We start from the raw sequence: 25,251 nt of genomic DNA, 5'->3' as shown, positions 1-25,251 counted from the left end.
GAACGCGGGTTTTAGCGTTTGGCAAAGATTTTCAGCAAGGGAACTGCAGACATGAGAAATGAAAGACAAAAGAGGAAAAACTTTATGTATTTTTCATAAGCAGTCTCTGATAGCAAATTAACGGAAAAGATGACAGGTGACGCGCATAGTGCTGCATATGGAAGATTACTAAAAATTGGATGCCACAGTTCCCGTATTCGTTCTTCAGAAATTTTTAGTATTTTTCCAAGCCGGAAACAATATACAGCTGATCTGCCTGTCGCCATAATTGCTACCAATACTATCAAATCTTCAAACCACAACCCCCCGATTATAATAGAAATAACCGTAGTCACCAAGAAGGCCAACTGAAACAACAAAGCAGAACCGTGACGGTCAAGGATAAGAAACACCTTTCCTAGGGGCGTAGTAACAACTTGGAAGAAGACCCAAAGTATCATCCAGCTTGCTAGTTCACCTGATTTTGCCCAATCTTCTCCGAATATCAACCGAAACGCTTCCGGCGCCGAAAAGAAAAGGACCGCTGCTATTGGCAAACTTGCGGCGACCATTTTTGAATAAATGTCTACCACCAAGAAACCTAGACTTTCTCTTTTATTGGCTTCTATGGCTTCACCATAGAAGACATCGCCCATTGATTTGCTAATAACCCCCACAGGCAGTGAAAGGACACGGTTTGTAAGTGCGTAGAAACCTGCAGCTCCAGGACCCAAGATAACGGCAATCAACAAAGGAGGAAGCTGTGATCCTCCAGAGCTACAAAGCCCACTCCAAGTAGATATCAAAGGGAAGGATCGGTGATTTTTAGTAGACCCGGCAAGCTTAGAAAAGGTGACTTCTAAAAACTGGCCTCGGTGTTTATTTATTACGGTAGTGCTTAAGCTGAATATACCCGCCGCTTGCCCCACGATCCTTCCAATCAATAGCGCGATTGGCCCGAGCGCATACCCCCCGATCTGGACTACGACCATGCCCACGCTCTGGGTAAGCTTCGTTTGAGCGAGTACTCCAAAGGCCTTATTACGAATAGCCCAATAGTTGAAAACCTGATAGATCCCCATTAGCAGCAGACCCAGGGGCAGCAGCCAGATGTAATCCGCCAGAAGCGGGGTATTCAGGGCGTCGGCAATCGGCTGCCGGAAGGGTATAGCGATGACCGCGGTTAGCAGGGCCATACCCAGCACCACGACCAGGCTGAGCGCGGTGACGTTGGCCGCTTCCTCGTCGGTCTCCGGTAGTGGGATCGCGAGCTGGTAGCGCAGGCTGGCAATGACACCGAGGATTCCCAGCAGGGAGGCAAAAACGGCCAGTACGCCAAAGTCTTCCGGGCTGTAGAGCCGCGTGAGGATTGGCGAGGCGGCGACGACGATAATCTGCCCTGCCGCGGTACCTCCGGCCAGAATGCTGACGCTGCGGGCGAAGCGATTCCTGGGCAGCAGGCGCCGCGCCGTTTTTTTCAACTTCTCAGCGGCCATGCGCAACAATTGCATCAAAACAAAAGAGCTGAATGGTTTCAGAGTCGAGAGGCTCAGCAGTGCTGCAGCGGTTCAGTGAGACGGGCAGGACTCCCGATGTATTGAATGAGGTCCCTATGCAGGATCCAGCCGAGCGGTGGCTGGGATCACGCATCTTTCGGGCTCATGAATTGCACGACTTTTTTCCGCATTACTACTGGGAAGGAAGGCAGCCAGCCTCTACCAGCTTCATCTGGCCCCCTTCCAGCCGGTAGAGATCATTTAGGTGGGGGCAACGGTATTCGCCCTCGCCCTCAACGGGTAGCGGGATCCGTTCCCCATACCGGCTCATCCAGCCGAGCTGTTTGGCGGGCACGCCGCCCATGAGGGCGAAGTCGGGCACATCTTTGGTCACCACCGCCCCGGCGGCGATGAAGGCGTGCTCATGGAGGGTGATGCCGCAGACGATGGTGGCGTTAGCGCCGATGGTCACGCCCCACTTCACGTGGGTGGGCCGGTATTCGTCCTTGCGCGGGACGGCGGCACGGGGGTTGTAGACGTTGGTGAAGACCATGCTCGGACCGCAGAAAACATCGTCTTCAAGGATGACATCGTCATAGACCGAGACGTTGTTTTGCACTTTGACATTGTTGCCGATGACCACGCGGTTGCCGACGAAGCAGTTCTGACCGAAGGAGCAGTTCTCCCCGATGCGCGCACCCCCGCAGACGTGAACCCAGTGCCAAACTCGGGAGTCAGCACCGATGGTGGCGCCCTCGTCGACGATGGCGGTCTCGTGAACCTTGTAGTCGGCCATGAGGGTGTCTAGTACTCCAGCGGCAGGGCGATCTGACGGCCGTCTCGGGCAGACAAGTAAGTGGCAATGAGGACCTCCAGGGACTTCAGGCCCTCGCGGCCGTCGGTGTCCGGCTCGGCCTCGCCACGCAGAGTAGCGATCACGTTCTCGTAATAGGCCGGGTGGCCGAAGCCGTAGACCGAGGTGGTCTCATAGCTCGCCTCGTGGATGTTGTCGTCCTCGGGCCGATGATCTTCGAACTGCCAGTTCTGAATCTCATTCACGGCGACACCCCCCACACGCACCGTGCCCTTCTCGCCCAGAATCGTGATGGAGCCCTCAAGATTCTTCGGGTAGGTGAGCATCGTCACGGCCATGCTGCCCAGCGCACCATTCCGCCAGCGCACGTTCAACACCCCGGAATCCTCGACTTCAATATCCCGCGCCAGTGTTCCGGTATACGCCTGCACACTCTCGATCGGCCCGATCAACCAGTCCAAAAGGTCCACGTAGTGGCTGGCCTGGTTCATGAACGCGCCGCCATCGAACTCCCAGGTCCCGCGCCAGCGGGCCGAGTCGTAATACTCCTGCGGGCGGGTCCAGAAGACGTTGAGGTTGACCATGTAGATACGGCCGAAGCGCCTCTGCTCCACGGCCTGCTTCAAGAGCTGCAACGTCGCGTTACGCCGGTTCTGCTTGACCACGAACAGACCCACGCCCGCATCGTCGCATGCCCTCACCATCCGCTGACCATCCGCCCAGCGCGTCGCCATGGGCTTTTCCGTGATCACGTGCTTACCGGCCCTTGCAGCAGCGATGGTCTGCGGCGAATGCATGCCACTCGGCGTGCAGAGGATTACCGCATCGATGTCCGCCGACTGCAGCAGGGCCGGATAACTGGCATAACCCTGGGCACCCGTGCGCGCCTCGGCGGCCTTGAGCGTCTCCGGGTGACTATCGCAGACGGCGACCAGCTCCAGATTGTCCTGATGCTTTTCCAGCGCCTCGAAATGCTTGTTGGCGATCCGGCCGCAGCCGACGATCGCGACACGGATACGTCGGCCGGTAATGGGGTTGGCTTGTTCGCGATACATAGGTTTCCAGAGGGGTGAGCTCAGTCGGCACGGGCGACGAGCGTGGACGTAATATGGTCGATCTGCGACGCCGTCAGTGCCGGACTCATCGGCAGGCTCAGGCAATGATCGGCGACGTGCTCACTGACCGGGAAGTCGCCGGCCTGATAGCCAAGGTCGGCGAACACCGGCTGCCGATGCATCGGGACCGCATAGTAATTGACCGAGGGAATGCCCTCGGCCTTAAGGCGCTCCTTCAGCGCCTCCCGGTCATCCGACAACACCGTGTACTGCGCCCAGACCGAGGTATTGGAATTGGCGACCTGTGGCGCCTTGATACTCGAGCCGCTCAGCGCTCGAGCGTAGTGGCTTGCCACCGTCTGCCGCTGATCAATCTCCTGATCAAAGACCTCGAGCTTCGCCAGCAGGACCGCAGCCTGCAGTGTATCGAGACGGGCGTTGATGCCAAGGATCGGGTGGTGGTGCTTTTTCGCCTGCCCGTGATTGCGGATCTGCTTCATACGCTGGGCGAGATCGGGATTGTCGGTGAACAGAGCACCACCGTCGCCGTAACAACCGAGCGGCTTGCTCGGGAAAAACGAGGTGCAACCGATCGTCCCCAGCCCACCGGCACGCTTGCCGTGGTGGGTGCTGCCCAGGCTCTGCGCGGCATCCTCTACCACCAGAAGCCCATGACGATCCGCGATGGCATTCACCGCAGCCATATCCGCGGGCTGACCATAGATCCCCACCGGCATAATCGCCCGTGTGCGTTCGGTGATCGCCGCCTCCAGCTGCGTCGGGTCCATGTTCCAGGTATCCGGCTGGATATCCACGAACACGGGCCTGGCCCCCACCAGAGCAATCGTCTCGGCGGATGAAATCCAGGTATAGGGCACCGTAATAACTTCATCGCCCGGCCCCACCCCGAGCGCCATCAAGGCGATCTGGAGCGCGTCCGTTCCCGACGCGACGCCATAGCAGTGGGTAACGCCAACGAAATCGGCAAGCTGCTCTTCCAGCTCCGTCACTTCCGGGCCGAGGATGTACTGGCCATGCGCCAGCACCCGATCCATGCGCTCACGGATCTGGGGCTCGAGGGCCGAAAACTGGGATTTGAGGTCGATGAAAGGGATGGTGGGGTGTGTCATAGGCTTTGGGTTGTGGTTTTGTTGGATAATCGCCGCAGGATATCGGTGCTTTTAGTTTTCCGGGCGGGTTGCCTGCGCCGCTTTAGCTAGCAGGATTTTGAGATAACCGAGCGATGCTGAGGCTTTTTCCTGTCCAATCTCGCTGCGTATCTGTTGGATGCGTATCCGATGATAGGCGCGTTCCACGAGCTCACTCACCCGGCTAATGGTTGCGAACTTACTACGGTCGGTAACTCTCGGGTGTTTGTCCATAGACCATCCCGCAGAGAAAATTCTGGCCAGTGGTAGGCCCGCCGTTGCGAGCGCGGCAAACCCCTCAGTTTCAGTCTGCATCAGGAGCGAATGGGCTAGGAGCGGTTCGCGGTCCACCACTTCGCTAGCTTCGCCGACCAGTTCCGCGTTGAGCATGAGCTCGCGATGAATCGTCTCTTGGATGCGTTGTTTACCTAGATCGTTGGCGGCATCCGCTTGGTAACTCTCGTAGAAGAACCTGGCGAGTTCGATGCCTGCGCTAATCATTCCCTGCACCCCTCCTCATTGGCGCTTTTGTCATTGAGGTATTGAGGCAAAGTAAATTTTTCGCGACCGATGCTAACTGCTTACCACGTATAAGCGCCGTTCGCGCAATCGATTACCTACTCCGCACCGCCACTTGGCACTGCCCCAACCCGCGCCCGCAACTCAGCGATCTCCGCCTGAAGCGCCTGGTACTCCGCCTCCTTGCGGCGCAAGAAGGTAAACGTGATACGCGTCTTCTCCTCGATGCCCTGCGGCGTGAGGAGATAGACGTATCGGAGCTTGCGCGGGCTGTGCTGGAAGTTCGACAGCTTCACCAGCCCCTTGTCGATCAGCGCCCGCAGGCAGTAGTGCGTCTTCCCCAGACTCACCCCCAGCTCCCGCGACAACGCCCGCTGACTCAACGTCGGATCCCGCTCCAACGCCTCCAACGCCCGCAACGCCAAACCCTCATCCAGCGACGCCGTGTTCGAAATACCAGACATTAATGATTACTACGCAGAGATACGGTGTCGCGCGGGACTGGTGGATTCCCGCCGCCGACTTCACGAACACGGAGGATGGGGTGTGCTATGGGATTGGCTGCCTTTAGCCGCCGACCTCAAGAACACGACGACGAGCTGTAGCGCGGGATTGGTGGGTTCCGGCCGCCGACTTCGGGAACGCGGAGGCGGTTGGAACCCACCAATCCCGCGCCCCTACAGTAATTTAGACACGCTACCGCCGATACCGACCCCGCCCTCTTTAGCGAATCAGCGCCCAAATCCAATTTCCGCGAAGTGTGATGGACCCCACAACATCCAGTCAATCAGAAGGCCTCGTCTCCCTCACGCCCTCGCCACCATCGACTCCGACACCGTCATCTTCTGCGGCTGTTTCATGATCTCCATGAGCAGCATGATGCGCTCGTCATCGCGCCGGCGGTAGAACAGGCCCTCCAGCCCGGCGAACGGCCCCTCCAGGATGCGCACCCGGTCGCCCGGCTTGTAATCCGACGGCGGCGTGGGGATGCAGCCCACCTCGTCGACGTTCCGCTGCAGGCACTCCACCACGTGATTCGGCACCGGCGGGGCGTGGCCGCCCCAGCGCACCATGCCCGCCACCCCGCGGGTTGAGCGGATCGGTGCCCAGTTCTCAGCGATGTCATCCAGATGGATGAACAGATAACGCGGGAACAGCGATTCGATCAGCGTCGCCATACCGCCGGGGCGCTTGCGTCGCACCCGATGCTTCGGGCGGAACACCTCGAAATCCTGCAGACCCAGGTGCAGCTCGGCGCGCTCGTCCTCGCGCGGCTTGCAGTAGATGGCATACCAGTGCTTCAACGTCACCCTCCGATGCGTTCAATCCGTGAACAAGTATGCGACATAAAGTGCCGGGATGGGGTAGCGCATGGCAACCCCTCCACGTGGAGGGGGCCTCCGTCGAACTGGCTCCCGGCGCCGTCACCCGGTATCGTCTGCAGCCATGAAGGTACTTGTCACCGGCGCCGCCGGATTCATCGGCTATCACACCTGCGAACAGCTCCTTGCCCGCGGCGATACCGTGGTGGGGCTGGATAACGTCAACGACTACTACGACGTCAGCCTCAAGGAGGCGCGCCTGGCCCGGCTGATGACCCGCGAGGGCGACGGCCCCGGCCGGTTCCGCTTCCACCGCATGGACCTGGCCGATGCCGACGCCATGCGGGCCCTGTTCGCCGACGAGGGCTTCGACCGAGTGATCAGCCTGGCCGCCCAGGCCGGGGTGCGCTATTCCCTCGACAACCCCCAGGCCTATGTCGACAGCAACGTCACCGGCTTTCTGAATGTGCTCGAGGGCTGTCGCTACAACGACGTCCAGCACCTGGTCTACGCCTCCACCAGCTCGGTGTACGGCGCCAATACCCACATGCCCTTTACCGAGCACGAGCCGGCCGACCATCCGCTCGCCATCTACGGCGCCACCAAGCGCGCCAACGAGCTGATGGCCCACAGCTACGCCCACCTGTTCGGCCTGCCCTGCACGGGGCTGCGGTTCTTCACGGTCTACGGGCCCTGGGGCCGGCCGGACATGGCGCTGTTCCTGTTTACCCGCAAGATCCTCGCCGGCGAGCCCATCCAGGTGTTCAACCACGGCCACCACCAGCGCGACTTCACCTTCGTCGAGGACATCGCCGAGGGCGTGATCCGCGCCTGCGACGACGTCGCCGCCGGCAACCCGGACTGGCGCAGCGACGCCCCCGATCCCGCCACCAGCCAGGCGCCCTGGCGGCTGTTCAACATCGGCAACAACCAGCCGGTCCAGCTGCTCGACTATATCCGCGTGCTCGAGGAATGCCTGGGCAAAAAGGCCGAGATGGAGATGCTGCCGCTACAGGCCGGCGACGTACCCGACACCTGGGCCAGCGCCGACGACCTCAAACAGGCCGTCGGCTACCAGCCCTCAACACCGGTGGAAGAGGGCGTGCGCCGCTTTGTGGAGTGGTATCGGGACTACTATCAGGTCTGATCGGCGTCCGGCTGCTCGCGGTACTGGCGGGCATTGAACAGGAATTCGCGGATGAACGCCGCGAACACGCCCAGCATCAGGCCGAGGACGGCGCCGAGAGCGAGCAACAGGCTGGTACTCGCACCAATGCCGCTCTCCGATACGGCAGGCTCGCGCTCAATCCGCGGGCCGGCCATCTGTGAAGACGCCATCCGCAGCGCCGATAGCTCGTCGTCGAGATCCCAGCGGTAGGCCTCGGAACGGTAATTGATGGCCGTCGTGATCAGGTCGTGCATCACCTGGGTACCGGCGGCTTCGCCTTCCTCACCGGTCAGCCCCAGCGCCTCATCCATCGCACCGCGATTGCCTGCGGGCATTCGGCTGTTGATGGCGGCCTCCCGCCGCTCGAGGGAGTCGATCCGATCCTCCAGCCAACGCGACTGTGCCTGCCACTGGGAGCGGTAGTCCGAGACGCTCACATCCAGGATCCGTGTCATGAGGGTCTGCGTGTCCTCAGTGACACTGTCGGGGGCCTCGGCGGTGAGGCGGATCAGTCCGGCGCGGCTGTCCGCGACTCCGGCGTTCACGGCCGGCAATCCGGCCATCGTCGCCGAGTTCTCCTCCCGAACCCGGGGAATCAACACCTCGTTGAGTCGGGTCACCACCGAACCCGCCGCTTCCAGCGGGGCCACGGCGTCCGAGGGATCGATGGAGGTCGTCGGATTATCCGGTAGGTTCGGGATCCGGCCGACATCCATCACCGCGGTCAGCCGGTGAACAGGCTCCTTGAGCAGGCCATAGCCCGCGGTAATCCCGAAGGCCAGGATGAACACGACGATGATCGTCCTGCGGCGTCGGACAAGCACATCCCAGAGTTCGAACAGGCTGATCTCGTCATCGGCCGGCACGGGGGCCCTATAGTCATTCATTGGTCAACTTCCTTTCCAGATCCTGCCCGATCCGCTCCAACTGCCCATCCGCCTCCTGGCTTTCCCCCGCCAGATCGGCACTCGCCGGCGCCCCCAGGTACTCGAGGTAAATCTTGAGCTTGGGCTCGGTGCCGCTCGGGCGAATGCTCACGTGATAGGTCCCCTCGCGGCCCGCCAGGTCTAGCTGGACCAGGTCCGTCGCCGGCAGCGGGATGGGTTCGGCATCGCTACCATCCGGGGCGTGACGTTGGGCGGTCTGGTAGTCGTGGATGCGCGTGACGGCCAGTCCGGCGACCTCGATGGGCGGTGTCTGCCTCAGGGCCTGCAGCCGCTCGTTCATGCGATCACGGGCGTCATCGCCGCTGAGCTTGATGCTGACCTGCCGGTTCACCGACAGGCCGTGGCGCTGGTAGATCGCCTGCAGCTGCGCATACAGCGTCGTCCCGGCGGTCTTGGCCGCGCGCGCCATCTCGGTGACCACCACGGCCGTGGCGATGCCATCCTTGTCGCGCACCCGGCGCGTCGGGCAAAAGCCGATGGCGTCCTCGTAGGCGAACAGGAAATGATCGCCCTCGGTCTCGCGCTCCAGCGCCCGGTTCCACAGCCACTTGAACCCGGTCAGGGTCTGCTCGCAGTCCACGCCATAATAATCCGCCACGCGGCCCAGCAGCCGCGAACTGACCACCGTGTTCATCACGAACGGCCGGCTATGCGCCGGCTGATCGTTGTCCTCGCCACCGTTCACGGCCTGGTCCATCAGCGCATCGGCAATCAGCACCCCGGTCTGATCCCCCATCAGCACCTGCCACTCGCCCTGCTCGTCGGCGAGCGCCACCGCCAGCCGATCGCCATCGGGGTCGGTGGCCAGGGCCAGGTCCGCACCCACCTCCGCGGCACGAGCGGTCAGGCGATCCAGCGCGCCGGGCTCCTCGGGGTTGGGGAAGCGCACGGTGGGGAAATCCCCGTCCGGTGCCGCCTGCTCGTCGACCTCCACGAGCTCAATCCCGCCCTGCTGGGCCAGGACGTCCCGAACCAGATCACCGGCGACGCCGTGCATGGCGCTGTAGGCCACCCGCAGCGGGGTCTCCGTCGACGACGGCCGGGCAATGGCCGCACGGTAGGTCGATCGCAGCTCATCGCCGTGCATCCGCCAGTAAGGGCAGCGATCACTCGCAGCGGCCGCCTCGGCATCCAGCTGCGGGATCTCGACCCCAGCGGGCAGGGCCCCCAGGGCCTGGGCGATGCGCTCGTCGGTGGGCGGGACGATCTGTACCGCCCGCGCGCCATAGACCTTGTAGCCCAGGTACTCCGGCGGGTTGTGGCTGGCCGTCAGCACCAGCCCCGCCGTCGCATTCAGCTCCAGCGCGGCGAAGGCCACCAGCGGCGTCGGCGCATAGGTATCGAACACGTGCACGCCCAGCCCGGCGCCGGCGATGGTCTGCGCCGCCGTCTCCGCCAGCTCGGCGGAGCCATGCCGGGCGTCATACCCGATCACCACGCCGCGCTCGGCGGCATCCGGCACCTCGGCGCGCAGCAGGTCCGCCAGCACCGCCGTCACCCGCTGGATGAGGCGATGGTTCATGTGCGCCGGGCCGGGGCCCTTCAGGCCGCGCAGGCCGGCGGTCCCGAACCCCAGCGGCGGCTCGAAGCAGTCGCGCACGTCGCCCTGCTCGATCCGCGCATCCAGCTCGGCCCGCGTCGCCGGATCGGGATCGGCATCCCGCCAGGCCCGGGCCCGCGTGAGCAGGTCGCCGCTATTCCCCCCCTCCGTGGTCATGGCTTGCTCCCTCTTACGCGTCGTCGTCGATCAGTTCGGCGTAGCCGTCGGCATCCAGCAGCTCACCCAGCGAGGCGTCGTCCACCATGCGCATCGTAAAGAGCCAGCCCTCGCCGTAGGGATCGGTGTTGACCTGCTCCGGATCATCGGCCACGTCGTCGTGGGTGGCGATGATCTCGCCGTCCACCGGCGCGTGGATATCCGAGGCGGTCTTCACCGACTCCACCACGGCGCAGGCGGCCCCGGCCTCGACGGCGCCCTCCTCGCCGGGCAGCTGGACGAAGACCAGGTCACCGAGCTCGGCCTGGGCGTGATCGGTGATGCCGACGGTGATGACACCGTCACCGTCGTCGCGCACCCATTCGTGGGTGGTGGCATACCGCAGATCGGCGGGAATCTCGCTCATGATGTTGCCTCCTGGTCCTGGCACAGCGGCGGGACATTGCCGGCCGCCCCCGTCCCCTGTTTCATTAAAAGCCGCCGTGCCGGCGGGATCAGGTCCAGCGCCGTCAGGCCGATGTTACGGATCGCCGCCAGCGCCAGCGAATCATTGCTGAATAGACGCACCAGGCCGTCGGTGAAGGCGTAGGTGCGCCGGTAATCGCCCTCGCGGGACTGGGCATAGGCGGATAGCAGATCCGCGTCACCCGGATCGGTGGCCCCGCCAAGCGCCTCGGCGAGCGCCGCGACATCGCGCAGCGCCAGGTTGAGCCCCTGGCCGCCCACCGGGTGCAGCGCATGGGCGGCATTGCCCAGCACCACGGCCCGGTCGGTCGCGAATTCCGTCGCCGTTACCGCCGCCAGCGGGTAGAGCGACCGCTTGCCCACCGCCTCCAGCTTGCCCAGTCGCCAGCCAAACGTCGCCTGCAACCGCGCCAGGAAGGTGGCATCGGAGGTCTCCCAGGCCATCCATTCGGCGGTCTCGGTGGGCAGCGGCCAGACGATGGACACACGCCCCCCCGCCGCCGGCAGCACGGCGAGCGGCCCCTCGGGGGTGAAGCGCTCGTAGGCCATGCCTTTGTGCGGCCGCTCGGCGCGGACGTTGGCGATGACCGCGCTCTGGCCGTAGTCGCGCTCGCGGGTGTCGATACCGAGCGCCGCGCGGGTGGTGGAGTGCACGCCGTCCGCCACCACCAGTAGCCGCGTGGTGAGCGTCGTCTCGCCGCTATCGGTGGCGATGCGCACCTTGCGGCCAATCAGTCGCGCGGCGTCATCGTTGTCATCGGCGGCGTACTGCGCGTGGCTATCGATAATGCGCGCCGGGCAGAACAGTGTCGCCGCCGCCTCCATCGCCGGTCGCAACGCCTGGCCCAGCACCCGGTTGGGCGCCACGTGGCCCAGCGCCGGCAGGCCCTCGGCCTCGGCGGTGAGGCGGGTAAAGCCGCCATGGCCGCGATCGGAGACGTGGATCTGCTCGATCGGCTCCACCCCCGGCTCGATGGCGGGCCAGAGCCCGAGGTTGGTGAAGAACCGTCGCGAGGTGGGCGCCAGCGCGGTGTGGCGCTCGTCAAAGCTCGGCTGCTGGTCGGACCGGGCCTCCACCGGCTCCACCACCGCCACCGTCAGGCCGCTGTCTCGCAGCGCGACGGCCAGGCTCGCGCCGACGAGCCCACCGCCGGCAATCACCACATCGAATCGATGATCCTCACTCGCGTTGTCAGACGCCATGGCGCTCAAGCCTCCTCCGGGTTCAGGCCATCGCCGCTTCGATGGCATCGACGGTCTTGGGCACCGCCTCGGTCAGGTTCTCGTGACCGTCATGGGTCACCACGCAGTCGTCCTCGATGCGAATGCCAATGCCCTGCCAGCGCTCGTCCACCGGGCTGCCCGGCGGGATATAGAGCCCCGGCTCCACCGTTACCACCATGCCCGGCTGCAGCAGGCGCCAGTCACCATCGACCTTATAAGGCCCGACGTCGTGGACGTCCATCCCCAGCCAGTGCCCGGTGCGATGCATGAAATAGCGCCGGTAGTCGCCGGACTCGATCAGGTCATCGACGCCGCCCTCGAGCAGCCCCAGATCCACCATGCCCGTCACCAGCACGCGGGTGGCGGCCTCGTGGGCGGCGTTGAAGCTCTCGCCCGGCGCGACCCGTTCGAGGGCCGCGTGCTGGGCGGCGAGCACCACCTCGTAGATGGCCTGCTGATCGGCACTGAAGCGCCCGTTCACCGGGACGGTCCGAGTGATGTCGGCGGCATAGCCCGCCCGCTCGATCCCGGCATCCACCAGGATCAGATCGCCGTCGCGCAACTCGGCCTGGTTGGCGATGTAATGCAGCACGCAGGCATTGGCCCCGCCGCCGGCGATGATCGGGTAGGCCGGCTCGCCGTTGTGACGGCGGAATTCGTAGAGCAGTTCCGCCTCGACCTCGTACTCCCGCATGCCCGGGCGCAGGTTGGCCATCAACCGGCGATGCGCGGCGGCGGAGATCCGAGCCGCGGCGCCCATCTGCTCGATCTCGGCGGGGGATTTGACCAGGCGCTCGGCATGCAGCAGCGGCTCGATGGCCGCATAGGCCTGGGGCGCACGCGCACCCCAACGCGAGCGGGCGTCGTTGACCCAGGCGATGAGGCGCTGGTCGAACGTGTCGTCGGCGCCCAGCGCGCAGTAGAGCGATAACCGGTCGGCCAGCAGCCCGGGCATGACCTCGTCGAGCTCGTCGATGGGGTAGGCGGCATCGGCGCCGTACTCCGACTGCGCGGCATCCTGACCGATGGTGCGGCCCTGCCAGGTCTCGCGCAGCGGATCCCGCTCACGCGAGAACAGGATGAACGCGCCCTCGGCCCGGCCCGGCGCCAGCACGGCGACGGCGTCGGGCTCGATAAAGCCGGTCAGGTAGCGGAAGTCGCTGTCCTGGCGGAACGGGTAGTCGACGTCGCGATTGCGCGGGTGCTCGCCGGCCCCGGCGATCACGGCGATGGCGTCATCGCCCATCCGCTCCATCAGGGCATCGCGGCGACGGGCGTATTCAATGGTGTCCATGGCGGCTGTATCCCGGGTCAATGCAGTACATCGGGGTCGGCGCGATCCCCGGCCTCCACCGGCTGGGCCGAGGAGGGCAGCGCCGTGTGCTCGCGCACCAGCAGGGTCGCCGCGCGCAGGTATTCCACCAGCTCGGTATAGGCGATCTCGTTGTCCTCGTCGAACTCGGCGTCCGCGTCGATGCGCGCGATCTCGGTGAGGTCGTTGATCACCTCGTTGGCCTCGCGCGGCAGCTTCGCCGGGTCGTGGCTGCCCGCCACGCCGATCCCGAACAGGAAGCCCTCGCACCAGTGACCCAGCGCCGCGGCGCGCTCGCCGATGGGGGCATCGTCATCGGGCAGCAGCGGCTCGAACTCGAGGCTGTCGTTCTCGAGCCGGTCGCGGGTGTCCTGGTAGAGCGCGCTCAGCGTCTCGAGCACCTCGCGGGCCGGCTCGCCCTTGGGCGACAGGCCATCCAGCACCTGGGCAATCCACTGCGCCGTGTCGGGCGTCTCGGGACTGCAGAAAAGCCCGCAGAGCATGCCCTGCGCCTCGGCGGCGGAAATCTCGGCCTCGACGCCCGCCAGCGCCGCGACCACATCGGTATAGCGTTCGGATTCATTCATGGGCATTAGTCTAGCATTGCTGCTAGACTCAGCGGCAGTTGAAGGGGATGGGACAAGTGGTTGATTCCGTTAACGAACAGGCGGACCGGCTCGAACGGCGCGTGGAGCGGTTGATCCAGCTCTGCGAGCAGCTGCGTGACGAGAATCGCGTGCTGCTGCGCACCCAGGAATCCCTCAACGCCGAGCGCGCCGCCCTGCTCGAGAAAAACGAGACCGCCCGCGCCCGCATCGAGGCGATGATCGGCCGGCTGAAGGCCCTGGAGCAGGACGGATGAGCGAGCCGGTCAAGGTCAATATTCTCGACCGCGATTTCATGGTGGCCGCGCCGCCGGGCCAGCAGGCCGAGCTGCGCGAGTCGGCCCGCCAGCTCGATGCGCGCATGCGCGAAGTCCGCGACGGTGGACGGGTGGTGGGCACCGACCGCATCGCCATCGTCACCGCGCTCAACCTGATGCACGAGCTGCTCGAGGCGCAGGCACAGTCCCACGACGACGGATCGCTGGGGGAGCGCCTGCAGGCCCTCGATACCCGCATCCATGACTACCTCGACCAGGTCGACATCCCCGCCGAGTTGCGTCGACGCTAGACGCGCCCGCTTCCTCAAGGCAAACTGTAAATGGGTCCCTGTGGTGTTCGACACCGGGCTTATGCATTCTTGACCCTACAATCATGCGCCTTAGGGAAGGGGCTGTAATGCCGTTGGTGTGCAGGTCCGCCGCGTGCGGAAAGCCTAAGACGTCATTCGACCTTCCCGACCTGAACCAAAGGGTTCAAGGGCGACGCCCGAACGGCATGATGGGGACCCACTCAGACACCAAGACGGATCTGCGCCGCGAGCTGCGAGCCCGGCGGCGCCGGATCCGTGGCCGGGCGGCCCGCAAGGCCGCCGAAACGGCCGCCCATCGTGTCACCCGGCTGCCACCGTGGCGCCGAGCCCGACACGTCGCGCTCTACCTCGCCACCGATGGCGAAATCGATACCACGCCGCTCCTCCACGCCGCCTGGCGGGCGGGTAAGCGTGTCTACCTGCCGGTCATCCAGTCCTCGCAGCGACTGGTGTTTCGTCGTTATGGCCCGACCACCCCGCTCGTCACCGGCCGATACGGCATCCGCATGCCGGCCCGTCCCGACGCCCCCGTGTGCCCGGTCGCGGCGCTGGATGTGCTGATCATGCCGCTGGTGGGCTTCGATGCCGCCGGCCATCGGCTGGGCCGGGGCGGCGGGTTCTATGACCGGACCCTCGCGGGACGGGGTCGGGGCCGGCGGCCGCTGCGCGTGGGCCTGGCCCATGCCGGCCAGCAGCACCCTGCCATCCCCCACGATCCCTGGGACGAGCGCCTGGACCGGGTGGTCACGGATCACACAATCCATCTCTGTTAGACTGGTCGGTCAACCGATCACAAGCCTTTGGTGGATAGCGTAATGGCCTACTGGCTCATGAAATCCGAACCGGATGTCTATGGCATCGATCATCTCGCCGCCGAACCCGACGGCACCGAGCACTGGGACGGTATCCGCAACTACCAGGTCCGCAACCTGTTCCGCGATCGGTTCCAGCCTGGCGACCAGGCGTTTTTCTACCACTCCAACACCAAGGTGCCGGGGATCGTGGGCGTTATGGAGGTGGTCAGCGAGGCCTATCCCGACCACACCGCCTTCGATCCCGACGCGAAGTACTTCGACCCGAAGAGCGATCCGGACAACCCGCGCTGGCTGATGGTGGATGTGCGCTACATCCGCCACCTCGATCGCCTGATCTCGCTCACCGAGCTCAAGGCCGAGCCAGCACTCGCCGACATGCGGCTGGTCCAGCGCGGCAACCGGCTCTCGGTCATGCCGGTGAGCGAGGCGGAGTGGCAACATATCCTCGACATGGAAAAGCAGGATGGCAACAACAACCGATAACAACCCGGCGTCGGCCGGCATGCTCCGTACGATCATCGACGCACTGCCCCTGACGGCGACACTCGCCGCCATCGCGGTAACCTGGCTGACCTGGCCCGATACGGCCGCAAGCGATGGTGACGTCCCGCCGCTGCAGCCGGTGAAGGTCAGCAGCGCCGAGGCCCTGCAAGGCGTGTTCACCGACGCCGGTTATGCCTGGCCCGCCGACCAGGTCCCGCCGGTGAGCGTGCAGTCATTCCCCAATGACCTGGCCGAGACCCGCACCGAGGTCAAGAAATCGCTGTTCTTTCGGACCCTGCTGCCGCTGGTGCTGGCCGAGAACGCCCGCATCGAGGCCCAGCGCGAGGAGTTGATGGCGGCGATCGCCGGCGATCTGCCGGAAGACCGCCAGACCGAGGTCCTCGCGCAGCTGTCCCGCGAGTACGGGGTCAAGACCGATCCCGAGGCCGATGCCACTGCGCAGACGCTGCGGGCTCGCGTGGACGCCGTTCCGCCGGCACTGGCGCTGGCGCAGGCGGCCAAGGAGAGCGGCTGGGGCACGTCGCGTTTCGCGCTTGAGGGCAACAACCTGTTCGGCGAGTGGACCTGGGACGCGAGCCAGGGCATGACGCCGCGCAACCGTAACGCCGATGCCGATCATTTCGTGCGCCGGTTCGAGACCCTGCGCATCTCGGTGCGTAGCTACCTGAACAACCTCAACCGCCACGACGCCTACGAGCGCTTTCGCTCGCTGCGCACCCGGGCCCGGCAGGCCGGCCGGGACATGACCCCGGCGCAGATGGCCGGCGGGCTCGAGCGATACTCCGAGCGGGGCATGGCCTATGTCGACGAGGTGCGCGCCATGATCACCACCAACCGGCTCGACCGGGTCATGGCCAACGTTCGGCTGACCGAGCTGCCCGAGCGCGTCGCGCAGCGCTAACCGGGCGCCTTGACCAGCACCTTGGAACCGCGCGCCAGGTTGTAGAACGCCTGCCGCTCGGCGGGTAGTGATGCCACATCCGCCGGGACGAAGCCCTGCTCGCGGAACCAGTGGGCGGTGCGCGTGGTGAGCACGAACAGCGATTCGAGGCCCGCCGCGGCGGCGTCGCGCTCCAGCCGCTCGAGGAGCTGGCGGCCGCGGTGACCGTCGCGATAGTCGGGATGCACCACCAGGCAGGCGATCTCCGCCGCGGCCGTGTCCTCAATGCGATGCAGGGCGGCGCAGGCCACCACGGTCCCCTCGCGCTCCATCACCGTGAAGTCACCGATCTCGGTCTCGAGCCGCTCGCGGGTGCGGCGCACCAGCGTGCCGTCGTCCTCGAGCGGCGCGATCAGCGCCAGGATGCCGCTGACATCCTCTACCGAGGCCGGCCGCAGGCGCTCGAAGGCCCGCGGCGTAATCAGTGTGCCGACGCCATCACGGGTGAAGAGCTCGCCGAGGATGGCGCCGTCGCGTTGCCGCGGCAGCAGGTGCACCCGGGCCACCCCGCCCCGACAGGCGGTGATGGCGCGGGTGACCTGGGCGCGGAGGGGCTCGGCATCGCCGGCGGCCGACTCGAAGCGGTCACGGGCCTCTTCCACCGTCAGCTCGCCCAGCGGCGTGCCCGCCGCGGTCACCAGACCCTCACCCTCGTGGAGGAACAACAGCTTGTCGGCCTGCAGCCCGCGCGCCGCGGCCACGGCGACGTCTTCGGCGTAGAGGTTGAACTGCTCACCGGTGGGCGAGACACCCAGCGGGCTCAGGAGCACCAGAGCGCCGTCGTCGAGGCGCTGGCGGATGGCGGCGGTATCGATGCGCCGGACCTCGCCGGTCTGCCGGTAGTCGACGCCATCGCGGACACCGAGCGGTCGGGCGGTGACGAAATTGCCGCTCGCCACCTGCAAACGCAGTCCCGCCATCGGCGAGTTGGCGAGCCCCATGGAGAACAGTGCCTCGATGGCGAGCCGGACACTGCCCACGGCATCCACCACGCAGCCGAGGGCCTCGGCATCGGTCACCCGCAGCCCGTTCACGTAGCGGATCGCCGCACCGCGGGCGTTGAGGCGCTCCTCGACCTGCGGCCGGGCGCCCGGCACCAGCACCAGACGGATCCCCAGGCCGTTCAACAGCGCCAGGTCGTGCACCAGTGCCGCGGCGGTGCCGTCGCTCAGTGCCTCGCCGCCGACGCTCACCACGAACGTCCGCCCGCGGTGGGCGTGGATGAACGGCGAGCTGTGGCGGAACCAGTCCACCAGGGCGTTGAGGCGATCGGTCATGGTCGGCCGCGCCCTACAGCTCGCTCCAGCTACTGCTGCGCCGCCGCCAGCGAATGCGGGTCAGGGTAATGCCGAACAGCATCCCGAACACGATCACCCCGGCCCCGGCGATAAACCAGTCCCGGTTCTCGCGATCGGCCATGCGATCGGCCTCGCGGGAGAGGTCCTGGACCTGGCGCTCGAGATCGAGCACTTCCTTTTTCAGCGACTGGTTCTCGTCGGCGAGCTCGAGCCCCTCCTCGGCCTGCTGCAGCCGTTGGGTCATGCGCTGGTTGTCGGCGCGCAGCTGCTCGTTCTCCTCGCTAACCGTTTCCAGCCGGGATTCGAGCTCGTCCAACTCCTCGGTCAGCGCCTGGTTCTCGTCGCGCAGTTCGGTCAGCTGGCTGGTGGCCTCCTCGAGCTGCGCGGCGGCACCGGGCTCGGACTGCAGGTAGATACTGCGCACCCAGCCCTCGGTATCGCCGGCGCGCACCCGGGTCCAGGTCTCGCCGCGCTGCAGGACCTCGAGCCGGGCGCCCGAGGGCAGCACGCGGAGGATCCGGTAGTCATTGCCCTGACCACTGCGCATAGTGATCTCGAGCTCGTCGGTGACGTAGGCCGTTGTCTGCGCGACCGCCCCGCCCGCCGTCGCAAGCATGATCACCAGCGTCATCAATCCGATCCTGCCCATCGCACGCGCCCACTGCTGCACGGTATCTCCCTGACTCTGCCATTGCGCCATATCTGTCGAAGCAGTCTAGCGAACGCTCCGCCGGGTGGACACCCGGCATTTCCTAATCGCCTGATTTAGCGAGTACTATCCACGCCCGGGACAAGAGAGGGAGATGGTCAGATGGATCTGGACGATCCGGCAATCCAGGCATTCACCGATCGGCTGGTCAGCCCGCTGTGGGTGTTCGATATCGAGCGCCGCGCCATGGCCTGGGCCAATCCGGCGGCCATTAAACTGTGGGGCGCGGATTCCCTGGCATCACTCCGCGCCCGGGATTTCGGTGCCACCATGACCGAGGCGGTGCGCCAGCAACTGGAAGATTACCTGCGCCGCCTCGAGGCGGGCGAGACCATCGTCGATTCGTGGTCATTCTTCCCGCACGGGAACCCCGTCACGGTGCACTGCGCCTGCCAGCCCTTTCATCTCGAAGACGGGCGACTCGCCATGCTGGTGGAGGGTACGCGGCTGGACGTGCTGGATTCGCCGACACAGCGCGCCCTGCAGGCGTTGCGCCACTCATCGATGCTCGTCTCGGTCTACGACGAATCGCTGAGTGTCATCAGCCGCAACCCGGCCGCCGCCGCCCGGCTCGGCGATCACCCGACGCTTGGCGACGAGTTCGCCGATCAGGCCGGTTTCCAGGCCCTGCACGAGGCCATCGGGGAAAACGGTGAGGCCGTTATCGAGGCCCGCCTCAACACCGCCGACGGCAGCGCGTGGTTCCGCGAGGAAGCCCGGCGGATGCCGGATCCGGAGACCGGGGCGTGGCTGGTCGTGATCGGGGCCATGGACATCTCCGATCGTCTCGCCTCGGAGGAGAAACTGAAGACCGAACGCGAACGCCTGCGGACCCTGCTGACCAGCCTCGAGGGTGGGGTACTGATGGAGGACGAGCACGAGGCGATCGTCCTGACCAACCCGGCTCTTTGCAGCCTGTTCCACCTCTGCGACTCGCCCGGTGAGATGGAGGGTTGCGGTACCGAACGGACGAAGGCGGCCATCGCCGCGCTTTGCACCGACCCGCGCGGGTTCCTCGAGCGCACTAGGGAGGCCATCGCCAATCGCGTTCCCGTTCACGGCGAGCTGCACGAACTGACCGATGGCAGACGGATTGAGCGCGACTTCATGCCGATTTTCCTCGAGGGGTCATACCAGGGCCATCTCTGGCAGTACCGGGATGTCACGCAGCGCAAGGCCTACGAGCAGCGCCTGCGCGATCTGGCCAATACGGATCCGGTCACGGAGCTGCCGAACCGGCGTCATATCTTCGATCGACTGGAGGAGGAACTGGCGCGGACGGATCGCATCGGCAACGCCACGACCGCGCTGCTGATCGATATCGACTACTTCAAGGAGATCAACGACTCGCACGGCCATGACGCCGGCGACGAGGCCCTCGTCCACTTCGCCGAGGCCCTGCGCCAAACGCTGCGCACCACCGATATCGCCGGGCGGATCGGCGGCGATGAGTTCCTTGTCCTGCTGCCCGATACGGATGTCGAGGCGGCCGGGAAGGTCGCCGAGCGCATCCAGGAAACCGTCGGTGGGCTGCATCTCGCGGGCTCGGAAGCGCCCCGGGGCCTGTCGCTGAGCATTGGGCTGGCGCCCCTGGGCGGCGAGCGCGATGACAGCCAGAAACTGCTGCTAAGGGCAGACGCGGCGCTGTACGAGGCCAAATCGCGGGGCCGCGGCATGGTCATCCACTGTGCGGATCCGGGTATGAGAGACAGCTGACGGACTCGGTTGCTTCGGTCACAATAGCGCCCATGCTGCAGTATCCCGCCATCGATCCGATCGCCCTGTCCCTTGGCCCCCTCGACATCCACTGGTATGGCGTCATGTATGCCATCGGCTTCGGCCTCGCCTGGTGGCTGGGGCGACTGCGGGCCCGGCGCGCCGACACCCCGGTCAGCCCCGCGCAGATGGACGATGTGCTCCTCTTTGGCGCCATCGGCGTCGTGGTCGGCGGTCGGGTCGGCTACGCGCTTTTCTACAGTGGCGGCGACCTGCTGGCCGATCCGCTCTCGCTGCTGCGGGTGTGGGAGGGCGGCATGGCCTTCCACGGGGGCCTGCTCGGCGTGATCGTGATGATGGCCTGGTACGCGCGCCGCCAGCGTATCGGCGCGCTGGCGCTGGGCGACTTTGTCGCGCCCCTGATCCCCCCGGGGCTGGCCGCCGGGCGGCTCGGCAACTTCATCAACGGCGAGCTCTGGGGCGCGCCCACGCAATGGCCCTGGGGAATGGTCTACCCGCCGCTGGGCACGGAACCCCGCCATCCCTCGCAGCTCTACGAGCTGGCGCTGGAGGGGCTGGCGCTGTTCGCGCTGGTCTGGGGGTTCTCCCGCCATCCGCGGCCGACGGGTGCCATCACGGGGGTGTTCCTCACCGGCTACGGGCTCGCCCGGTTCGCGGTGGAGTTCGTGCGTCTGCCGGATGCGCATATCGGCTATCTGATGGGCGGCTGGCTGACCATGGGCCAGCTGCTGTCGCTCCCCATGGTCGCGGCCGGCCTGGCGTTGCTCGCCTGGGCCTATCGCCACCGCCTGTCCCCCGCCTCGAACTAGCCCACTACGGAGTCACCCGCCGCCATGCAGCAGTATCTCGACCTCCTCCGCCACGTCCGCGATCACGGCGTCGAAAAGGCCGATCGCACCGGCACCGGCACACGCTCGGTATTCGGCTGGCAGATGCGCTATGACCTCGCCGCCGGCTTCCCGATGGTAACCACCAAGAAGCTGCATCTGCGCGCCATCATCCACGAGCTGTTGTGGTTCCTCGCCGGCGAGCAGAACATCCGTTACCTCAAGGACAACAATGTTCGCATCTGGGACGAATGGGCCGATGAAAACGGCGATCTGGGGCCGATCTACGGCGTTCAGTGGCGATCGTGGCCGACGCCGGAGGGCGGGCACATCGACCAGATCGCCCGGGTGGTGGCGCAGATCCGCGACAACCCCGATTCGCGCCGCCACATCGTCAGCGCCTGGAACCCGGCGGAGGTCGATCGCATGGGGCTGCCGCCCTGCCATGTGCTGTTCCAGTTCTATGTCGCCGAGGGGCGGCTTTCCTGCCAGCTCTACCAGCGCAGCGCCGATCTGTTCCTGGGTGTGCCGTTCAACATCGCCTCGTACGCGCTGCTCACCCACATGGTCGCGCAGGTCACCGGCCTCGAACCGGGCACATTCATCCACACGCTGGGCGATGCCCATCTGTATCTCAATCACCTCGAGCAGGCCGACACGCAGCTGGCCCGCGATCCGCTGCCGCTGCCGACCCTCGCGCTCAACCCGGATATCGACAACCTGTTCGACTTCCGCTTCGATGACATCCAGGTGAACGGCTACACGTCGCACCCGCGCATCACCGCCCCCATCGCCGTCTAGGAGCCGCCCCCATGCAGATAACCTTCGTCGTCGCCATGACCGACAACCGCGTAATCGGACAGGACAACGACCTGCCCTGGCGCCTGCCGGACGACATGCGGCATTTCGTGGCGCTCACCCGGGACAAGCCCATCGTCATGGGGCGCCGCAACTACCAGTCCATCGGCCGGCCGCTGCCGCGGCGCCAGAACATCGTCATGACCCGCAACCCGGACTGGTCGGCGCCGGGGGTCGACGTGGTGCATTCAATGGAGGCGGCCATCGCGGCGGCCGGGGATGTGGCGGAACTGATGGTGATCGGCGGTGCGGCCATCTACGAGGCGTTTCTACCGCGCGCCGATCGCATCGAGCTGACCCGGGTGCGGGCCGAGCTGGCGGGGGATACCTGGTTTCCGGTGTTCGAGGGCCCGGACTGGCAGCGCACCGCCATCACCCACCATCCGGCGGACGCCGAGCACGCCTACCCGATGGATTTCGAGACCTGGGAGCGCCAGCCCGACAGCTAGCGCTTCATCGCCTGGAAGAACTCGTTGTTGGTCTTCGTATCCTTGAGCTTGTCGAGGAGGAATTCCGCGGCGGCGAGCTCGTCCATGGGGTGGAGGAGCTTGCGCAGGATCCAGACCTTCTGCAGCTCGTCGGGCGAGAGCAGCAGCTCCTCGCGACGGGTGCCGGAACGGTTGATGTTGATCGCCGGGTAGATCCGCTTCTCGGCGATGCGCCGGTCGAGGTGGACCTCCATGTTGCCGGTGCCCTTGAACTCCTCGTAGATCACGTCGTCCATGCGCGAGCCGGTCTCGACCAGCGAGGTGGCGATGATGCTCAGGCTGCCACCCTCCTCGATATTGCGGGCGGCGCCGAAGAAGCGCTTCGGCCGGTGCAGGGCATTGGCGTCGACACCGCCGGTGAGGACCTTGCCGGAGCTCGGCACCACGGTGTTGTAGGCCCGCGCCAGCCGGGTGATGGAATCGAGCATGATAACGACGTCGCGCTTGTGCTCCACCAGCCGCTTGGCCTTCTCGATCACCATCTCGGCGACCTGCACATGACGGCTCGCCGGCTCGTCGAAGGTCGACGACACCACCTCGCCACGCACCGTGCGCTCCATCTCCGTAACCTCCTCGGGCCGCTCGTCGATGAGCAGCACGATGACGTAGGTCTCGGGGTTGTTGGAGGTGATGGACTGGGCGATGTTCTGCAGCAGCATCGTCTTGCCCGCCTTCGGTGGCGAGACGATGAGCGCCCGCTGGCCCTTGCCGATGGGCGCGCTCAAATCGATCACCCGGGCGGTGAGATCCTCGGTGGAGCCATTGCCCCGCTCGAGCGTCATCCGCTCCTTGGGGAAAAGCGGTGTGAGGTTCTCGAACAGGACCTTGTACTTGGCCGACTCGGGCTTTTCGAAGTTGATCTCGTCGACCTTGAGCAGCGCGAAGTAACGCTCGCCGTCCTTGGGCGGCCGGATCTTGCCGGAGATGGTGTCGCCGGTGCGCAGGCTGAAGCGCCGGATCTGGCTGGGCGAGACGTAGATATCGTCGGGCCCGGCCATGTACGAGCTGGTCGCCGAGCGCAGGAAGCCGAAGCCGTCCTGGAGGATCTCCAGCACGCCGTCGCCCCAGATGTCCTCGCCCTTTTTGGCGTGCGCCTTGAGCAGGGCGAAGATAACGTCCTGCTTGCGCGAGCGCGCCATGTTTTCGATGCCGAGTTCCTGCGCCAGCTCGACGAGTTCGGCGGCGCGCTTATGCTTGAGTTCGGTGAGATTCATTAGTGTTCAAAGGGCCGCCCGACGGACGGCCGCTGCCTTGGTAGGAGAGGAGGGGACGCACCCCGGAGGTGTCCCGCGGGTTAAAGGTTGCTGTCGATGAATGCGGAGAGCTGCGCCTTGGACAACGCGCCCACCTTGGTCGCCTCGACACCGCCATTCTTGAACAGCATCAACGTCGGGATCCCGCGGATACCGTACTTGGGCGGCGTCTCCGGGTTCTCGTCGATATTGAGCTTGGCGATCCGGAGCTGGCCTTCATAGCTGCCCGCGATTTCCTCGAGGATCGGGCCGATCATCTTGCAGGGGCCGCACCACTCGGCCCAGTAATCCACCAGGACGGGCTGACCGGCATTCACGACTTCGGATTCAAAATTGGCATCGGACACGTGGACGATATTGTCGCTCACGAAGCATTCCTCCAAACGGGTATCGGTAACTGATCAAGACTGGACCAATCGGACGGAGCCGCCCGGCAAATCAACGGAAATTTCAAGGGGACGGTGCCTGAATGGCTGTTAAGCGGAGGCTAGCCCCCTGATTCTGCCCTGTCAACTTTCCCCGCCGGCCATGTATATTCGACCCCATGGATAATAACGATTTGTTCGAGCTTGCCGAAAACGCCGTTGTCATCGCCCGGGCCGCCGGCCGATCGATCCTCGAAATCTACGCCGCCGGTTACGAGGTCGAATCGAAGGCCGATGACTCGCCCCTCACCACCGCGGACAATGCCGCCCACCGGCTGATTGCCGATCGGCTGCAGGCGCTCACTCCCGACATCCCGGTCCTCTCCGAAGAAGGCGGCCTGCCCGACTACGCCGAGCGCCAGGGCTGGACGACCTACTGGCTGGTGGATCCGCTGGACGGGACCCGCGAGTTCGTCAAGCGCAACGGCGAGTTCACGGTCAACATCGCCCTCGTCGAGGCCGGGCAACCGGTGATCGGCGTCGTCCACGCCCCGGTGCTCGACTGCACCTGGGAGGCGGTGCATCGCCCCGGCGACGGCGCGGACAGCGAGGTGGCCCTGGGCCGGGCGCGGCGCCATGACTCGACGGGGACCCGCGACATCCAGACACGTCGCGCCCCGAGCACCGACCTGACCCTGGTGGTGAGCCGCTCGCACCGCCATCCCCAGGTCGAGACCCTGCTCCAGCGGCTGCCCGCCTACCAGACCCGTTCCATGGGCAGTTCGATGAAGTTCTGCCTGGTCGCCGAGGGCGAGGCCGACTGCTACCCCCGCTTCGGGCCCACCTCGGAGTGGGACAGCGCCGCGGCCCAGTGCATCGTCGAGGCCGCCGGCGGCGCGGTCATCCGGCCCGACGGCGAGGCGCTGCGGTATAACACCAAGGAGTCGACGTTGAACCCGAATTTCGTTGTCGTCGGCGATCCGGCTTGGCCTTGGCGGGAGGCGTTGGAGGGATTACCGGTGGAAGAACGCTAAAGCACAGCACCGGTTTCGTGCTCTTTCCCGGGCTCATACTTCGCCGCTGCTCAGAAATCGCCC

General features: G+C 65.4%; 28 protein-coding genes and 1 other RNA gene. 12 read left to right on the top strand and 17 right to left on the bottom strand.

Annotated elements, in window-relative coordinates; translation table 11 throughout:
• Positions 1-11: 11 nt before the first annotated feature.
• From EV698_RS09400 to rfaH, 7 genes are all read right to left on the bottom strand, one after another.
• The gene (locus tag EV698_RS09400) at positions 12-1,475 is read right to left on the bottom strand and encodes a lipopolysaccharide biosynthesis protein (protein WP_165385766.1); all 1,464 of its coding nucleotides are present in this window, start codon (positions 1,473-1,475) and stop codon (positions 12-14) included.
• Positions 1,476-1,668: 193 nt separating this feature from the next.
• Positions 1,669-2,271 carry an acyltransferase gene (locus tag EV698_RS09395; RefSeq protein ID WP_130503815.1) on the bottom strand — a complete coding sequence of 201 codons (603 nt, stop codon included), beginning with the start codon at positions 2,269-2,271 and terminating at the stop codon, positions 1,669-1,671.
• A gap of 8 nt (positions 2,272-2,279) precedes the next feature.
• A complete protein-coding gene (locus EV698_RS09390; RefSeq protein ID WP_130503814.1) occupies positions 2,280-3,344 on the bottom strand; it encodes a Gfo/Idh/MocA family protein in 1,065 nt (354 codons plus the stop codon).
• A 20-nt stretch (positions 3,345-3,364) separates the two neighbouring features.
• The gene (locus tag EV698_RS09385; protein WP_130503813.1) at positions 3,365-4,474 is read right to left on the bottom strand and encodes a DegT/DnrJ/EryC1/StrS family aminotransferase; all 1,110 of its coding nucleotides are present in this window, start codon (positions 4,472-4,474) and stop codon (positions 3,365-3,367) included.
• A gap of 51 nt (positions 4,475-4,525) precedes the next feature.
• Entirely contained in the window at positions 4,526-4,993 is a 468-nt protein-coding gene (locus EV698_RS09380) for a hypothetical protein (protein ID WP_130503812.1), read from the bottom strand.
• Between the two features lie 116 nt (positions 4,994-5,109).
• Positions 5,110-5,475, bottom strand: a complete 366-nt coding sequence (locus EV698_RS09375) for a MarR family EPS-associated transcriptional regulator (RefSeq protein WP_130503811.1) — start codon at positions 5,473-5,475, stop codon at positions 5,110-5,112.
• Between the two features lie 342 nt (positions 5,476-5,817).
• Positions 5,818-6,321 carry a transcription/translation regulatory transformer protein RfaH gene (gene rfaH / locus EV698_RS09370; protein ID WP_420853041.1) on the bottom strand — a complete coding sequence of 168 codons (504 nt, stop codon included), beginning with the start codon at positions 6,319-6,321 and terminating at the stop codon, positions 5,818-5,820.
• Positions 6,322-6,457: 136 nt separating this feature from the next.
• Here rfaH and EV698_RS09365 point away from each other — a divergent pair, with 136 nt between their 5' ends.
• Positions 6,458-7,480 carry an NAD-dependent epimerase gene (locus EV698_RS09365; protein ID WP_130503809.1) on the top strand — a complete coding sequence of 341 codons (1,023 nt, stop codon included), beginning with the start codon at positions 6,458-6,460 and terminating at the stop codon, positions 7,478-7,480.
• Here the strand turns inward: EV698_RS09365 and EV698_RS09360 are convergent.
• The 6 genes from EV698_RS09360 to EV698_RS09335 are packed head-to-tail and all read right to left on the bottom strand — an operon-like array spanning position 7,471 to position 13,753.
• Positions 7,471-8,388, bottom strand: a complete 918-nt coding sequence (locus EV698_RS09360; RefSeq protein ID WP_130503808.1) for a Wzz/FepE/Etk N-terminal domain-containing protein — start codon at positions 8,386-8,388, stop codon at positions 7,471-7,473. The two genes, EV698_RS09365 and EV698_RS09360, sit on opposite strands and share 10 nt — an antisense overlap.
• Positions 8,381-10,165 carry a phospho-sugar mutase gene (locus tag EV698_RS09355; RefSeq protein ID WP_130503807.1) on the bottom strand — a complete coding sequence of 595 codons (1,785 nt, stop codon included), beginning with the start codon at positions 10,163-10,165 and terminating at the stop codon, positions 8,381-8,383. Before EV698_RS09355 ends, EV698_RS09360 begins: the two co-directional genes overlap by 8 nt.
• A gap of 13 nt (positions 10,166-10,178) precedes the next feature.
• Positions 10,179-10,571 carry a glycine cleavage system protein GcvH gene (gene gcvH / locus EV698_RS09350; RefSeq protein ID WP_130503806.1) on the bottom strand — a complete coding sequence of 131 codons (393 nt, stop codon included), beginning with the start codon at positions 10,569-10,571 and terminating at the stop codon, positions 10,179-10,181.
• Positions 10,568-11,833, bottom strand: coding sequence for a 2-octaprenyl-6-methoxyphenyl hydroxylase (gene ubiH, locus EV698_RS09345; RefSeq protein WP_130503805.1), 1,266 nt, complete (start codon positions 11,831-11,833; stop codon positions 10,568-10,570). The genes gcvH and ubiH overlap by 4 nt, the downstream gene beginning before the upstream one ends.
• Before the next feature lie 22 nt (positions 11,834-11,855).
• Complete coding sequence (locus EV698_RS09340; RefSeq protein ID WP_130503804.1) at positions 11,856-13,148, bottom strand: aminopeptidase P N-terminal domain-containing protein; 1,293 nt, start codon at positions 13,146-13,148, stop codon at positions 11,856-11,858.
• Positions 13,149-13,165: 17 nt separating this feature from the next.
• On the bottom strand, positions 13,166-13,753 hold the full coding sequence (locus EV698_RS09335; protein ID WP_239016254.1) for a UPF0149 family protein: 588 nt from the start codon (positions 13,751-13,753) through the stop codon (positions 13,166-13,168).
• A gap of 56 nt (positions 13,754-13,809) precedes the next feature.
• Between EV698_RS09335 and EV698_RS09330 the strand changes: the two genes are divergently transcribed.
• The 6 genes from EV698_RS09330 to EV698_RS09305 all read left to right on the top strand — a co-directional run bounded on the left by EV698_RS09330 (position 13,810) and on the right by EV698_RS09305 (position 16,580).
• Entirely contained in the window at positions 13,810-14,028 is a 219-nt protein-coding gene (locus tag EV698_RS09330) for a TIGR02449 family protein (RefSeq protein WP_239016253.1), read from the top strand.
• A complete protein-coding gene (locus EV698_RS09325) occupies positions 14,025-14,339 on the top strand; it encodes a cell division protein ZapA (RefSeq protein ID WP_130503801.1) in 315 nt (104 codons plus the stop codon). The genes EV698_RS09330 and EV698_RS09325 overlap by 4 nt, the downstream gene beginning before the upstream one ends.
• Before the next feature lie 32 nt (positions 14,340-14,371).
• A non-coding RNA gene (gene ssrS, locus EV698_RS09320) (6S RNA) lies at positions 14,372-14,559 on the top strand.
• Positions 14,546-15,133, top strand: a complete 588-nt coding sequence (locus tag EV698_RS09315) for a 5-formyltetrahydrofolate cyclo-ligase (RefSeq protein ID WP_130503800.1) — start codon at positions 14,546-14,548, stop codon at positions 15,131-15,133. The genes ssrS and EV698_RS09315 overlap by 14 nt, the downstream gene beginning before the upstream one ends.
• 42 nt (positions 15,134-15,175) lie before the next feature.
• Entirely contained in the window at positions 15,176-15,658 is a 483-nt protein-coding gene (locus EV698_RS09310) for an EVE domain-containing protein (protein WP_130503799.1), read from the top strand.
• Entirely contained in the window at positions 15,639-16,580 is a 942-nt protein-coding gene (locus tag EV698_RS09305) for a glucosaminidase domain-containing protein (RefSeq protein WP_130503798.1), read from the top strand. Before EV698_RS09310 ends, EV698_RS09305 begins: the two co-directional genes overlap by 20 nt.
• On the opposite strand, the gene argA is transcribed toward EV698_RS09305, so the two are convergent.
• Both argA and EV698_RS09295 read right to left on the bottom strand, forming a co-directional pair.
• Entirely contained in the window at positions 16,577-17,896 is a 1,320-nt protein-coding gene (gene argA / locus EV698_RS09300) for an amino-acid N-acetyltransferase (protein WP_130503797.1), read from the bottom strand. The genes EV698_RS09305 and argA overlap by 4 nt on opposite strands.
• Positions 17,897-17,909: 13 nt before the next feature.
• The gene (locus tag EV698_RS09295; protein ID WP_165385765.1) at positions 17,910-18,548 is read right to left on the bottom strand and encodes a TIGR04211 family SH3 domain-containing protein; all 639 of its coding nucleotides are present in this window, start codon (positions 18,546-18,548) and stop codon (positions 17,910-17,912) included.
• A gap of 180 nt (positions 18,549-18,728) precedes the next feature.
• Here EV698_RS09295 and EV698_RS09290 point away from each other — a divergent pair, with 180 nt between their 5' ends.
• Genes EV698_RS09290 through EV698_RS09275 form a run of 4 tightly spaced genes read left to right on the top strand, consistent with a single transcriptional unit; the run spans position 18,729 to position 22,497 of the window.
• Positions 18,729-20,342, top strand: a complete 1,614-nt coding sequence (locus EV698_RS09290) for a sensor domain-containing diguanylate cyclase (RefSeq protein WP_130503795.1) — start codon at positions 18,729-18,731, stop codon at positions 20,340-20,342.
• Positions 20,343-20,374: 32 nt separating this feature from the next.
• Positions 20,375-21,172 carry a prolipoprotein diacylglyceryl transferase gene (gene lgt / locus EV698_RS09285; RefSeq protein WP_130503794.1) on the top strand — a complete coding sequence of 266 codons (798 nt, stop codon included), beginning with the start codon at positions 20,375-20,377 and terminating at the stop codon, positions 21,170-21,172.
• A 24-nt stretch (positions 21,173-21,196) separates the two neighbouring features.
• Positions 21,197-21,991, top strand: coding sequence for a thymidylate synthase (locus EV698_RS09280; protein WP_130503793.1), 795 nt, complete (start codon positions 21,197-21,199; stop codon positions 21,989-21,991).
• Between the two features lie 11 nt (positions 21,992-22,002).
• Positions 22,003-22,497 carry a dihydrofolate reductase gene (locus tag EV698_RS09275; protein WP_130503792.1) on the top strand — a complete coding sequence of 165 codons (495 nt, stop codon included), beginning with the start codon at positions 22,003-22,005 and terminating at the stop codon, positions 22,495-22,497.
• On the opposite strand, the gene rho is transcribed toward EV698_RS09275, so the two are convergent.
• Positions 22,494-23,750: a transcription termination factor Rho gene (gene rho / locus EV698_RS09270; RefSeq protein WP_130503791.1), complete on the bottom strand. Its 1,257-nt coding sequence runs from the start codon at positions 23,748-23,750 to the stop codon at positions 22,494-22,496. The genes EV698_RS09275 and rho overlap by 4 nt on opposite strands.
• 80 nt (positions 23,751-23,830) lie before the next feature.
• Positions 23,831-24,157: a thioredoxin TrxA gene (gene trxA / locus EV698_RS09265; RefSeq protein WP_130503790.1), complete on the bottom strand. Its 327-nt coding sequence runs from the start codon at positions 24,155-24,157 to the stop codon at positions 23,831-23,833.
• Between the two features lie 176 nt (positions 24,158-24,333).
• Between trxA and cysQ the strand changes: the two genes are divergently transcribed.
• Positions 24,334-25,188 (top strand): 3'(2'),5'-bisphosphate nucleotidase CysQ, encoded by an 855-nt coding sequence (cysQ, locus tag EV698_RS09260; RefSeq protein ID WP_130503789.1) that lies wholly within the window; start codon positions 24,334-24,336, stop codon positions 25,186-25,188.
• Positions 25,189-25,251 lie beyond the last annotated feature (63 nt).

This window comes from Spiribacter vilamensis, from assembly GCF_004217415.1.
GTDB lineage: Bacteria > Pseudomonadota > Gammaproteobacteria > Nitrococcales > Nitrococcaceae > Spiribacter > Spiribacter vilamensis.
Note: the sequence above shows the minus strand (reverse complement) of the source record. Positions and strands in the feature narration are given on the sequence as shown.